Annotated in this window: 15 protein-coding genes; 12 read left to right on the top strand and 3 right to left on the bottom strand. The window is 31.2% G+C overall.

Annotated features, from left to right (window positions below; genetic code table 11):
- The first annotated feature begins 171 nt into the window (after positions 1–171).
- From ACREWB_RS12080 to ACREWB_RS12065, 4 genes are all read left to right on the top strand, one after another.
- Entirely contained in the window at positions 172–849 is a 678-nt protein-coding gene (locus ACREWB_RS12080; protein ID WP_431547688.1) for a hypothetical protein, read from the top strand.
- Positions 849–974: a hypothetical protein gene (locus ACREWB_RS12075; protein ID WP_431547687.1), complete on the top strand. Its 126-nt coding sequence runs from the start codon at positions 849–851 to the stop codon at positions 972–974. Before ACREWB_RS12080 ends, ACREWB_RS12075 begins: the two co-directional genes overlap by 1 nt.
- Positions 975–1078: 104 nt before the next feature.
- Complete coding sequence (locus ACREWB_RS12070; RefSeq protein ID WP_431547686.1) at positions 1079–1729, top strand: deoxynucleoside kinase; 651 nt, start codon at positions 1079–1081, stop codon at positions 1727–1729.
- Positions 1730–2086: 357 nt separating this feature from the next.
- Positions 2087–2251, top strand: a complete 165-nt coding sequence (locus ACREWB_RS12065; protein ID WP_431547685.1) for a hypothetical protein — start codon at positions 2087–2089, stop codon at positions 2249–2251.
- 47 nt (positions 2252–2298) lie between these two features.
- Here ACREWB_RS12065 and ACREWB_RS12060 read toward each other — a convergent pair whose 3' ends face one another.
- The 3 genes from ACREWB_RS12060 to ACREWB_RS12050 all read right to left on the bottom strand — a co-directional run bounded on the left by ACREWB_RS12060 (position 2299) and on the right by ACREWB_RS12050 (position 5447).
- Complete coding sequence (locus ACREWB_RS12060; RefSeq protein ID WP_431547684.1) at positions 2299–2478, bottom strand: hypothetical protein; 180 nt, start codon at positions 2476–2478, stop codon at positions 2299–2301.
- A 33-nt stretch (positions 2479–2511) separates the two neighbouring features.
- The gene (locus tag ACREWB_RS12055; protein ID WP_431547683.1) at positions 2512–2676 is read right to left on the bottom strand and encodes a hypothetical protein; all 165 of its coding nucleotides are present in this window, start codon (positions 2674–2676) and stop codon (positions 2512–2514) included.
- A gap of 236 nt (positions 2677–2912) precedes the next feature.
- Complete coding sequence (locus tag ACREWB_RS12050) at positions 2913–5447, bottom strand: FAD-dependent oxidoreductase (RefSeq protein ID WP_431547682.1); 2535 nt, start codon at positions 5445–5447, stop codon at positions 2913–2915.
- Between the two features lie 229 nt (positions 5448–5676).
- Between ACREWB_RS12050 and ACREWB_RS12045 the strand changes: the two genes are divergently transcribed.
- The 8 genes from ACREWB_RS12045 (at position 5677) to ACREWB_RS12010 (ending at position 12738) form a co-directional block, all read left to right on the top strand.
- Positions 5677–6567 carry a DegV family protein gene (locus ACREWB_RS12045; protein ID WP_431547681.1) on the top strand — a complete coding sequence of 297 codons (891 nt, stop codon included), beginning with the start codon at positions 5677–5679 and terminating at the stop codon, positions 6565–6567.
- Positions 6568–6618: 51 nt separating this feature from the next.
- On the top strand, positions 6619–7077 hold the full coding sequence (locus ACREWB_RS12040; RefSeq protein WP_431547680.1) for a COG2426 family protein: 459 nt from the start codon (positions 6619–6621) through the stop codon (positions 7075–7077).
- A gap of 172 nt (positions 7078–7249) precedes the next feature.
- On the top strand, positions 7250–8197 hold the full coding sequence (locus ACREWB_RS12035) for an AAA family ATPase (RefSeq protein WP_431547679.1): 948 nt from the start codon (positions 7250–7252) through the stop codon (positions 8195–8197).
- Between the two features lie 10 nt (positions 8198–8207).
- Entirely contained in the window at positions 8208–9332 is a 1125-nt protein-coding gene (locus tag ACREWB_RS12030; RefSeq protein ID WP_431547678.1) for a DUF58 domain-containing protein, read from the top strand.
- Positions 9333–9334: 2 nt separating this feature from the next.
- The gene (locus tag ACREWB_RS12025; RefSeq protein ID WP_431547677.1) at positions 9335–10579 is read left to right on the top strand and encodes a hypothetical protein; all 1245 of its coding nucleotides are present in this window, start codon (positions 9335–9337) and stop codon (positions 10577–10579) included.
- A gap of 472 nt (positions 10580–11051) precedes the next feature.
- The gene (locus ACREWB_RS12020; RefSeq protein WP_431547676.1) at positions 11052–11405 is read left to right on the top strand and encodes a DUF6514 family protein; all 354 of its coding nucleotides are present in this window, start codon (positions 11052–11054) and stop codon (positions 11403–11405) included.
- Between the two features lie 225 nt (positions 11406–11630).
- Entirely contained in the window at positions 11631–12008 is a 378-nt protein-coding gene (locus ACREWB_RS12015) for a holo-ACP synthase (RefSeq protein ID WP_431547675.1), read from the top strand.
- 115 nt (positions 12009–12123) lie between these two features.
- Positions 12124–12738 carry a germination lipoprotein GerS-related protein gene (locus tag ACREWB_RS12010; protein WP_431547674.1) on the top strand — a complete coding sequence of 205 codons (615 nt, stop codon included), beginning with the start codon at positions 12124–12126 and terminating at the stop codon, positions 12736–12738.
- Positions 12739–12748 lie beyond the last annotated feature (10 nt).

The following is a 12748-nucleotide window of genomic DNA, read 5'->3' as shown; positions in this document are numbered from 1 at the left end:
GATACTATTTACTCCCCCAAGATTAAAAATATTAATATAGAAGAATTAAATGACCCCACCTTAGAAAAATATAGGAAAGCTGGTAAATGTCCAATTTACCAGCTTTTATTTTTGTGAAAATACCTGCGAATTCTGATATAATAGGTAGTAATTATGAGGGGGGGATTTATAGTGAGGAAAAAGGATTTAATATGGCTTGGAATATTATTTGTAATTGGTTTTTTACTTGTGTATCCATTAACTAATGAGATATATACTGTAGCTAATAGAGCACATCCGTATATAATGGGGTTTGTTAAGGTTTCTATTTTAGCTACAATGGGTGAAGTGTTAGCGCTTAGAATTGTTAGTGGAAATTATAAAAAACCTGTGGGAATGATATATAAATTTATAGTTTGGGGCTTTTTAGGTATGGGTTTTGTTATAGCCTTTGATATATTTGCGAATGGAGTAACAGGTGCTATGGAGAAGGGGTTATTGCCTAGTGGCGTACCGGATACTTTTGGGGCTAAACTATTATTTGCGTTTTTCACAAGTGCATTTATGAATTTGATTTTTGCACCTACTTTTATGACTTTGCATAGATTTACTGATACTTTCATAGATTTGGGTCAAGGACAATTTAGCAAGATTAAAAAGGTTAAACTTAAAGCAGTAACTGACAAAATAGATTGGTATGGATTTATGAGTTTCGTTGTTTTTAAAACTATTCCTCTGTTTTGGATACCGGCTCATACGATAACGTTTTTACTTCCAGGAGAGTATAGAGTACTTATGGCTGCGCTTTTATCTCTTGTACTAGGGGTTATTTTGGCATATTCCAAAAGGGAGAATGTGAAAACTTCGTAGTGTTAAAAAGGTATGAAATTTCTCCAGCGTGCCTTGCAAAACAAGAATTTCTAAATCAAATTTCAATTATTTCTGCGCTTCTTATTGAAAGTCACTTCGGAGAAACTTCATACTATGTTTTATAGTTTTACATGGTATCACCTTCGCGATTATAATTTAATGAAATTTGTGGGTAAGAGTATTAAAAGGCGATTATTTGTAAAAAGTATAGATGAGGGGGGAGGCGAGTATGGGATTTTATAAGGATACATTGAGCAAGATAGAACGAGGAGGTACATGGGATATGATAGTTATAGATGGAGTAGTTGGAGTAGGGAAGAGTACTCTTATGAATATATTGGCTGAGAAGGGGTATATTCCTTTTGAAGAGCCAGTGGCTGAGAACCCTATACTGGAAAAGTTTTATTATGATAGAGAAAGATATAGTTTTCCACTTCAAATATTTTTTCTTAATAAGAGATTTAGACATATAAAGGACGCTTCAAAAGTGAAAAATGCAGTAATGGACAGAAGTATTTACGGAGATGTGATTTTTGCTAAAATGTTAAATAAAGCTGGGGAAATGTGTAAGGAAGAATTTGATCTATATATGGATCTATTTGAGAATATGATTGAGCATTGCAAGGCACCTAAACTACTTGTATATTTAGAGACTTCTGTAGACTTAGCTATGGCTAAAATAAATAAAAGAGGCAGAGAATACGAGAAAATTGTGGAACGTGAGTATTGGGAAAAGTTGAATGCTAATTATAGAGCTTATTTTTTGGATTATGATATATCTCCTATCTTAAAGATAAATGTGGATGGGTTAGATTTTGAGAATAGTGCAAAAGACATGGAATATGTGGTAAGGCTTATAGCTGAAGCTTTAGCAAAGTAATAATGGATGACTCCTCCGGCGTGCCTTGCAACTGAACTCTAAACAAGAAACTTTTGATTAAGAAATTCTAATCTTTTGCAAATACAAAATCCCCGTAAAAATCAGAGATTATTATATATAACATGATTCTTGTATTCTTTGGTTAAAAGGAGTATAATCTATGTATAGACTTGAAAGAATTTAAGTCTTGTGAGGGAATAAGCGAACAGCCCCGCACTCATAAAATTTAGTAATAATATAATACATTCTAAGATATCTTGTGAGTTTTTACTTTATGATACTCAATATGAGCGTAGGATTCATCTAGGTATTGAGAAGGACGAGAAACGAGGAGTATACTATCCTAGAACTTTTATTGTGGAGAGAGAAAATGGAGATAGATATGTCCGAAGTCAAGAGTATTTGAAGATTGTAAACAGAAAAATTATTTCTAAATATCCTTTTAAGACAGATGCAGAGGTTGCAGCTACTATCAAAGCTAAGAAAAAAGGAAAGAAAAATAAAATATTACAAAGAAAATAAAAACCGCCAAATCTTTATGATTTTGACGGTTTGTATTTATTATATATTTAAAAATATCCTCTCATTTTTAAATCTTGTTTTTGAAGTAAATCCTTATCGCTTTCTATGCCTTCTATATTATTCAGTCCTATATTTTCTAGTTCAGAGTTATTGGTGTTTTCTGCCTTGCCACGTTCGAAATTAGTAGAATCATTTTTTTTATGTGCCATTTGTTTTTTATGTGTCATATCAATTCCTCCTCTTTTTTTAGATTATATTTTTTATCTTTTCTTGGAGTTTTGATCAGCTTTTTCATCATATAGGTAATCTGTTCTAATAAGAATAGGCACTAACTTTTCCATCTGTTCAATTGTATTTTCTAGCATATTTGATTTTTCAACTTTAGCACGTTGGTGATTGAGATATTCATTCTTATTCTTTGCCACAAATAAACCTCCTTCTAAAAAAATATTTTGTCATTGTTATTTTAGGCTTTTTAAGCTATTGAAATACTATGAGATGCTTGGAACTTAATATATAAAACATAATAAAAGTTATATTATTTACATAATGGATTTTAATAGCAAAAAAAAGCACATAAGATTTTTAAGTCTTATGTGCTTTTGCGTTTGTACATTTTGCAACTTGCCACGAGGGTGACCCAACCAAGGTTGGGGTGGCACTATATTAATTCTTTTAATGATTTTGAATCTTCGATGTCACTTATTAGTTTTGCTGAAGATTTGTTATCTCCTATTATAATACCGCCAATTATGATATTTTCAGTGAAGAATAATTTTTTATATGTTTTATTTTCTTTATCAGTTGTGCTAAGAGTTTTGGATGCATCTCTAGAAATCTCACCTACAGATAATAGTTCTAGGCCCATTGCATTAAAGGAAATTACGCCTAGGGATGGAACGTAGATTTTAGTCTCGCCTACTGCGTTCATACCGGCAGCTTTTCCCATTTCTATAGCGGCAGGCCAATTGCCATATACTCTACCGTTGAATTCTGCAATATCTCCGCAGGCATAAATATCTTTAATATTAGTTTCCATATTTTCATTTATTAGTATGCCTTTATTGGCTTTTATATTAGTATTATCTGCTATATTTTTATTTGGTGCAATACCTGTTGAAAATAGCACAAGATCCGCGTCTAGTGTTTTTCCGCTTTTAAGTTTAACTGCGGTAACAGAAGTTTCACCTTGTATAACTGTTACGGAATCAGAAAGTATAACTTCAATGTTTCGGCTTTCAACTGCAGTTTTAAGTATAAGGCTACCTTCATTATCTAGTTGTCTACTAAGTAGAGAATCACTAAATTCAACTACGGAAACATTAAGGCCAGAGCTTTTAATTTCATCGGCTGCTTCAAGTCCCAGTAGTCCACCACCTACAATTACTACTTTTTTAGCGGTTTTCATTTTATTTTTAATAGCCTGCAAATCTTTTAGATTTCTTAAAGTGAATACACCTTCTTTATCTACTCCCTCTACGGGAATCATAAAGTTTTTACTACCATTTGCTAGTATGAGTTTGTCATAACTTACAGCCTTGCCGTTTACAAGTAATATTTGCTTTTCCTCAGGGCTTAAGCTTTGAACTTTTACTCCTAAGGTAAGGCTTATATTATTATCCACATACCACTCTTTTGGAGATAGATAGAAACTTTCATCTTTAAGGTTTTCGCTTATTCCATCAGAAATAGCAGGTCTGTAATAGGTTAAGTAGGGTTCATCTGAAATTATTTCTATTGTACACGCTTTATTTCTTTTTCTTATGGCATCTGCAGCATAATATCCAGCAGCACCGTTACCGATAATTACAAATTTTTCTTTTTTATCGGAACTAAAGGCTACTACGTCTTCGGATATTTGAATGAATTGATCAGCGCTTGCACCGCATACCGGACAGATGTCAGGTGGCGTTGGTCCATCAAATTCTTCGTTACAAACTAAACATTTCCATCTTTTTTCTGTGGAAGGTTTAGTAGGACAGCTACTTGTTTTGGTCTTTTCAGCTATTTTATCTGCGAAAGATGCTCCAAATTTATAAGCAAAATTTAAATCTTTTTCTGTAGGCTTAAAATTGAATTTCATTGAAGGATATAAATCTAGTTTAATTTGTTTTAATCTATCTTCTATATTAGGAACAGCTTCGCCACTCCAGCCATATGAACCGAAGGCAGAGGCTACTTTTCCACCATGAACTATAGGGTTTAGTTTTATTAAAATATCCCATATAGGCTCTAGTGCATCTCCATTTATAGTGGGAGAACCAAATATTATCCCAGAGGATTTGTCTATACTGCACAAAATATCCTTTATATCATGATGAATAACATCATAAGACTTAACTTTGAAATTACAATGAGAGTTTATTCCTTCTTCTATTTTTTTAGCTATCGACTCAGTATATCCGTAAGCAGAAACATAGCAAATGGTTACTTGTGGATCCTTTGATAATTTTTCTGGTAAACTCCACTCTTTGTACTTGTTTACTATAGTCCAAGGGTCTTCCCTTAAAATAGGGCCATGACCGGGGCAAATTATATCTACCTTTAGGTCCTTTATTTTATCTATGGCTTTTAAAACATACGGTTTAAAGGGTCCCATAATACAGTCAAAATAATATTTTAAGGCTTCATTATAATCTTCCTGGCTACTATTTAAATCATTATACATGTCTGAATTACAGTAATGACTTCCAAAAGAATCGCAAGTGATAAGCAGCTTATCTTCTGCAACGTAGGTATAAATGGAATCAGGCCAGTGAAGGAAAGGGGCTGATATGAAAGATAAGGTTTTATTTCCAAGACTTATACTATCTCCATCTCCTACAATTATGTACTCAAAATCTCTATTTATAATCCCTTTAAGGAATTTAATGGAAGCAGCAGAGCCTACTACTTTAGCATTTTTAGAGATTTCTAAAAGTTTACCCACGCAGCCTGCATGGTCTGGCTCAGTATGGTCTACTACTATGTAATCAATGTTTTCTATGTTAATATCTAATGATTGTAATCTTTCCAGATATTCATCGAAAAATTTTATTTTAACTGTTTCAAATACTGCGGTTTTTTCACTGCCTTTTACTACATAAGAGTTATAAGTAGTACCAAAAGGAGTGTACATGATTATATCAAAAATTCTCAGTTTAGGATCTAGAGCACCTATCCAGTATATATCTTTTTTTACTTCTAATGCCTTCATTTTCAACTCTCCTTTAATAATTATTTAAGAATAATAATTATTATTTATATTATAATATAAGAATTTTTAGAAAGCAATAACAAATTACCGAAAATTCTCATATTGTGCATTCTTTTTTGTTTTACAGTGGGGGGTTTTTATGCTATAGTTTTTAAAGGAATATTTAAATAAGCTATACTGAAATACGATAGTTTTAACAAACACATGAAAAATTGAAGGAGGAAAACAAATGAAAGATTTTGTTATTATGACAGATTCTTGCTGTGATTTGCCTAAAGAATACATATATGGTAACAAAATTCCATTTGCTATGTTACCATATAGTTATAATGATAAAGAATACTTAGATGATTTAGGACAAAGTAAAACGCAAAAACAGTTTTTTGATGACCTTAGGGCTGGTGCGCTTCCTAATACTTCTCAGGCGAATTCTGAAAGTTTTTATAATATTTTTAAACCTGCCGCAGAACTTGGACTTGATATAATTTATGTTGGAGTTTCCTCAGGTCTTAGTGGGACTTACAATAGTGCTAATATTGCTAGAACTTCTATATTAGAAGAGTTTCCTAGCGTACGAATACATATTATTGATGTGTTAACAGCATCACTTGGACAAGGGCTTATGGTTATGAAGGCTGTGGAACTTAAAAATGAAGGATATACCGCAGAACAAATAGTCCAGGAAATTGAAAAAGACGTACCAAATTTAAATACTTACATTACTGTACAGGATTTAAACTTTTTAAAGAGAGGTGGAAGGATATCTAATGTAGCTGCTACCTTAGGGTTAGTACTACATATAAAGCCTATTCTTACTCTTAATCAGGTGGGGCGTGTAATTCCAGTGCTAAAGGTTAGGGGACGTAAAAAATCCATAACTAAGCTGGCTGAAATATTAGTGGATAAGATTAAAAATCCTGAGTCGCAAACTATAGCTATCTGCCATGCTGATTGCGCTTCTGAAGCTGTAAAACTTAAAGAGGAAATACTTGCAAGGGTCCAAGTTAAAGAAGTGATTATACATTACATCGGACCAGTTGTGGGAAGATTTAGTGGTCCTTCTGCACTGGCAGTGTTTTTTGTTGGCGAGGAAAGACAACATCATGTAGTCGATGTTTAAAACTATAAAACTTATAGTTAATATTGAAATTTATATACAAGGAGATAATTTATGAATTGGTTAATAGTATTACTATGGTCAGCAGTTCCTCTAGTGGAGATGAAAGGGGCTATACCCATTGGAATATACGAGTATAACATTAATCCACTAACAGTGTTCTTTTTATCATTTGTTGGAAGTTTGCTTCCAGTTCCATTTATACTGATATTCTTCAATAAAATATTTGACTTTCTAGGAAAATATAAATTCTTTAGTGGTTTTTATAATTTAATAGACAGAAAGATAAACAAGAATAAAGCTAAATTTGAAAAGTTTGAAGAAATTGCACTTATAACTTTTATTGCTATACCGCTTCCTACTACGGGAGTTTGGACGGGAACTGCAATAGCAGCTTTTCTAAAGTTGGATTTCAAAAAATCTGTTATGTGTGCAGTTATAGGATCTTTTATTTGTGGAATTATCGTTACTGCTTTAAGTTTAGCTTTTCCAGCTTTTTTAAATATACTATAGCAAAAAAACCTTTACCTTCAGGGGTAAAGGTTTTTTTTAGAATATACGAAGAAATTTATTTGTTGAAAATAGTAATAATTGGTATAATTTTAGGGCGAAGCATGCTAAAATAAATAATATACATACATTAAATAAATTAGTAATAAACAATAGAAGCTAAGGGGGCTAAGTAATGGATACGAAGAAATTTGAGGAATTTAAGGCAATAATTGTTGATAATGTGGGTAAAGTTATAGTAGGTAAAGAAGATACTATTGAAAAAGTTATAGTATGCTTTATATGTTCTGGGCATGTTCTTATTGAGGATGTTCCTGGACTTGGGAAAACTAAGCTTGCAAAAAGTCTTTCAAAAACTATGAATTGCAGTTTTAAGAGGATACAGTTTACTCCAGATTTGCTCCCTTCAGATTTAACTGGGATATATTTTTATAATCAGAAAAAAGAGGATTTTGAGTTTAGGTCCGGGCCACTTTTAAGTCAATTTGTTTTAGCTGATGAAATTAATAGAGCCACACCTAGAACGCAGTCGGCACTTTTAGAGTGTATGGGAGAGGGACAGATAACTGTGGAGGGGAATACTATAAAACTTGAAAGACCATTTTTCGTAATAGCTACTCAAAACCCAGTGGAACAGTTTGGAACTTTTCCGCTTCCAGAAGCGCAACTAGATAGATTTTTCATGAAAATTTCAATGGGGTATCCAGATGAATGTGAAGAGAAGACTATGATGAATAGATTCATGAAAGTGGATCCTATGGATGAACTTAGGGCTGTGGTTACCATGGAAGACATAGCTTACGTTCAAAATAATTATACTATGGTACATGTAAGTGAAGAAATAAAAAATTATATAATAGAAATAGTGAATGCTACAAGAAATCATAGAGAGATAGAACTTGGATGTAGTCCTAGAGCCACTCTAAACATGATGAAGGGAAGTCAAGCACTTGCAGCTATACGCGGAAGAGATTACGTGATTCCTGAGGATATTAAAGAATTGGCAATTCCTATTTTAAGTCATAGATTGATGCTTAGAAATGAACTTAGTTCAGGAAACAAGAGTAAATCAATTATAGAGGAAATAATAAGTACGATTAAAGCTCCACTAGAAACGTTGTAGGGGGCGAGTTATGTTTATACGATTTGCTTTAATGCTTTCCATACTTGCTATTATCGCTTTAATTGCTGAGTTTACACGAAGAAAAGGTTTTTGTAATCTCAAAATAACTAGAAGTATAAGTAAAGATAGAATGATTCCGGGTGAAGAATTTACATTAACTACAACTATTGAAAATAATAAAAGGTTGCCCATATCATTTTTAACGTTAAAGGAGAAAATGCCTACAGCTATAGAGTTCGTATCAGACACTGTTAAAGCTTCAAAAGGGGATGACTTATGGCGTCTAAGTAAATACACTATAGGTTGGTACCAAAGAAAAAGAAGGACTTATAAATTGAAGTGTAGTCATCGTGGAACTTATGTTTTAAAAGATATTGACGTTACTGTAGGAGATTTATTTGGATACTCTTCAGAAACCAAAACTGTAGGTGACTTTCTAGAATTTTTGGTTTACCCTGAAATTATTAATATAAATGATCTGGAATTTGTAAATACCAATATACAAGGTGATACTTGTGTTAAAAGGTGGATTCATAAGGATCCATTATATATTAAAGGCGTAAGAGAATATAACGTAGAGGATAGAATGAAGGATATTCATTGGAAATCTAGTTTGAAGATGGACAGGCTTATGGTGAAAGAATATGATTTTACTTCAGATAGAGAGATTACTATCATTGTTAATGGTCAATGTGGAGAACCTTTTTGGTCCAATATTCAACCACTATTTATAGAAAATGGAATTAAAGTGGCAGCTTCCTTAGCATCCTTTGCTATTAAACAAGGAGTTCCTGTAGGAATGTGGACCAATTCTCAATTAATAGGCGTTCAAATAAAAGAATCTTCTGAAGTTTACCCGGATATTAATGCACTTAAGAAAATAATGGAACTAAGTGCAAGGATGAGCTATACAGTTAACCTGAAATTTAGCGATTACTTAAGAGGCAAGATAAAAGAATTTAGCCCGAATTGTACTTATGTAATTATTACGCCTTATTTAGATGAAGATAGTGTTTTTATTTTATCTAAACTTAAAAGACGGGGAATTTTAATTAAAATCATAGATGTTTCTTCAAATGCTACTGTTGAATGCATTTCAGGTGTCGAGAAGATAAATTATAAAGGGGAGATGTAACTATGAGCGGGCATAGAAAAGTTAAGAGTATATATAATATAAGCTTTGTTACTATTTCTTTTATAATTTGGTCAACTTTAAGTAAATGGTTATTTGAAAATCCAGTAGAGTATAAACTGTTCTTAATTTGCTTATGCGTTGTGTTTTTGACGCAGTATGTTGCCAGTTTGAAGCACAAAAAAATCCTTGTTATTTTACCTTTGGGGGTTAGCATTATAGCTTCTGTTATATTTTTTAAAGATTTAGCTAGTATTTTAAATACAATCTATTTGTTATTTTCTGTTTTTACAATTTATCTTTTGGAGGATGCACCTATAGATCATTCTCAATATAAAGAAGATATAAATAAATCTATTGCTTTACTTATATTCATCTGGATCATTTCATTTAGATTGGGTACAGATTTTGTAGATGAAATTTATAAATTTCATATTCTCTATATAATCATGATTATAATACTTATGAGAGAAACGCAAAAATATGTATATGATATTAAAAGCAAAACTTCAATGGTTACAAATATAATAATAGGAATCTCAGTGCTTACTTTATCTTTAGATTATGCTGGCAAAATTGTTAGTGGATTATTAGGTATACTTAAGGATTTAATAGATTTTGTATTGATTATAATAATAACAATTCTGTCTAAAATTTTTGGACCTGCAATGGGATCTATTTCTGGGGTGGATTTGAAAAATCCGGATGAAAGTATATTAGGCGAACATACAATAAACAATGGGGCTATAATTAACAACCATCCAATTGATAAAAAGGAAATTGCACAGGCTGAGCTTCAACTACAGCCTATACTTATTTTAGTTTTTAAAATTGTAATCATACTGATTATTTTATATGTATTATATAAATTTTTAACAAGATTTAGAAGTAAAGCAGAAACATATAATGGATTTATAGAAGAAAAGGAAAGAATTGTTGTGAAAAAGACGAAAAAACATTGGGTCAAGGGTTTATTTGGTAAGATAGGTTCAGGCGGGGGGAGCAATAGAGATAAAATTCTTTATACTTATAAAGGTTTTGAGAAAATAACCAAGCAAGCTGATATTTATAAGACTTACATGACGGCCACCCAGCTGAAAAGTGTAACTAAAAGTGTTGTGGATAATTCTGATGATTTAGAAGAGATGACAGCATTCTATAATGAAGCAAAATTTTCAGTACATGATATCACGGAGCAGCAAGTGCAACAGGTTAAAAATGGTCACAAAAATATTAAGAGGCAGTTGTAAGAAAAATTGTATTAGAGTTATATCAGTATTGGTATAATATGTAAATAAAATGAGATTAACAAGAATAAAACAGCAAAAGCTAAAAGTAAAAAAATGCATATTATATAATGCTATTAAATAATGACTAAAATAATAAACTGCATAAGTGATTGTTATACGAAATTTTTACAAAATGTCCAGTTAATTGGGGATTAATAGCTCTTTTAAATAATAGTTACAAATTATCAAGTGAATATTCAATATTTAATAAAAAAAACTTTTATATATATTTATTATAATTTCGACAAAATAAACTAGTGAATTTAAAAGACGATGATTAAATATTTCTTGTAAACCATTACATTATGGGTGGGAGGGTTTTAACTTGTCAGTTTAAAGAGATAATATATTATTACCCTAATGCATAGTATGACAGAATTTTCTGAAAGACAATGTTAACATAAATTTAATGAAAAGTACGGGGGGATCATATATGATAATTATTGAAAATTTATCTAAAAAATTGATGGAGAATGATGTAAAACATAATTACTTTTACAGAATGGTTAAAAGTGAGATGTCTGTCTCAATGTATGGTGAACTTACTCAGGTACAAGCTTATGGTATTGAAATAGAAAGACAAGACATACTTGATGATACTGTTGTGTTCATTGAAAGGGATTGTGTAGAAAACATAAGCCCACAAAGGCATAAAGTTAAAAATCTTTTAAAAATGTTATATGACAATAATGTATCACCTATTCATATGATTGATATATTGGGTGACTATATTGACGAGTATATTGTTGATTTCGATGAAATGTTAAAAAATATAGGGACTTGTTAATAATAATATGATTATACTAACATATTGAGGAAATTTCTCCCCTCTATGAGGAGACTTGTCCTCTTTTTGTTATATAATGAAATTTTTGTTAACATATCTAAAGTATTATATGGATGGTACTATAAATAATCATAAATTTATTGTATTATTATATTATTATAGATTTAGATAGTATTAATAAAATTTGAAAATGCAAACAAAAGCTAAGGAGTGGAGGTGATAGTTTTGATTGTTGGAGTTGGTATTGATATTGTTGAAATTAAAAGAATAAAAAATGCTATTGAGAGAAATAATAGGTTTTTAGAAAAGATTTTTACAGAGACTGAATTAGATTATCTTAGGAGCAGAAATTTAAGGCCGGAATATGTGTCTGGGAGGTTTGCAGCTAAAGAAGCAGTAGCAAAAGCTTTAGGGACAGGCTTTAGAGGTTTTGATTTTAGAGATATTGAGATTGACAGGACAACACTTGGAAAGCCGATAGTTATTTTAAAAGGTAAAGCAAAGCAAATAGCTAATAGCGAAGGACCATATAACATTCATCTTAGCATATCACATGGGGAAGAAAGTGCAGTGGCTTATGCTATATTAGAAGTGGAAAAATAGTTGTTTTAGTAATAGTATTAAAGGATGAGTAATAGTATTAGTAGTGAAATGATTTGTTGTAGTACATGACAACTAATAATTGTTTTGTACACTAGAGAAATGCTAGGAGGATACAATGAAAAAAAACAGACTAATATTTTTCAGCCTTTTAATGCTTTTGTGTTTATTACTAGGAACTTCATGTAATAAAAAACCAAAGGATACTAATGACATTACAACTTTCTTAAAAAATATTGAAAGTTATACTACAGAAATGAGCATGGATATAAAAAATGACAGGCAGACTATTAACTATAAGGCAACACAGTCATATTTGAGGGGAGGCGGATACAAATTAGAGCTAAATAGTGACAGAGTGTTCATTTATAAAACAGATGATAATATTTATGTTAGTGACAAAAACAGTGGTACAAAGTATATACAGAGCAAGGATTTTGACGAACTGTTTAAACTGAGTTTTATAGGGGAGTACATAGGATTATTATATACAAATGAAGAAATAAAATATGCTATTGAAAGCGATAATGATATTGAATATACAGTAATTAATCTATTTATACCTGGTAACAATAAAAACATTAATAATGCATTGCTTTATGTTAACACTAAAAGCATGATACCAGAGAAAATGATTATTTACGATGTTAAGGGTAAAGAAAAAATTCATATAACATATACTAAATTTCTTCCTAATGTGAAGGTTGAAGCATCAGATTTTCTAATCCAATAGTAATGTTAAA

This window comes from Clostridium sp., from assembly GCF_050717635.1.
Lineage (GTDB): Bacteria > Bacillota > Clostridia > Clostridiales > Clostridiaceae > Clostridium_AD.
This window is presented reverse-complemented; position numbering and strand designations above follow the sequence as displayed.

Coding starts and splice junctions, on each gene's coding strand:
- ACREWB_RS12070 (WP_431547686.1), top strand. CDS start 1,079: ATGGGATTTTATAAGGATACATTGAGCAAGATAGAACGAGGAGGTACA.
- ACREWB_RS12060 (WP_431547684.1), bottom strand. CDS start 2,478: ATGACACATAAAAAACAAATGGCACATAAAAAAAATGATTCTACTAAT.
- ACREWB_RS12050 (WP_431547682.1), bottom strand. CDS start 5,447: ATGAAGGCATTAGAAGTAAAAAAAGATATATACTGGATAGGTGCTCTA.
- ACREWB_RS12045 (WP_431547681.1), top strand. CDS start 5,677: ATGAAAGATTTTGTTATTATGACAGATTCTTGCTGTGATTTGCCTAAA.
- ACREWB_RS12040 (WP_431547680.1), top strand. CDS start 6,619: ATGAATTGGTTAATAGTATTACTATGGTCAGCAGTTCCTCTAGTGGAG.
- ACREWB_RS12035 (WP_431547679.1), top strand. CDS start 7,250: ATGGATACGAAGAAATTTGAGGAATTTAAGGCAATAATTGTTGATAAT.
- ACREWB_RS12030 (WP_431547678.1), top strand. CDS start 8,208: ATGTTTATACGATTTGCTTTAATGCTTTCCATACTTGCTATTATCGCT.
- ACREWB_RS12025 (WP_431547677.1), top strand. CDS start 9,335: ATGAGCGGGCATAGAAAAGTTAAGAGTATATATAATATAAGCTTTGTT.
- ACREWB_RS12020 (WP_431547676.1), top strand. CDS start 11,052: ATGATAATTATTGAAAATTTATCTAAAAAATTGATGGAGAATGATGTA.
- ACREWB_RS12010 (WP_431547674.1), top strand. CDS start 12,124: ATGAAAAAAAACAGACTAATATTTTTCAGCCTTTTAATGCTTTTGTGT.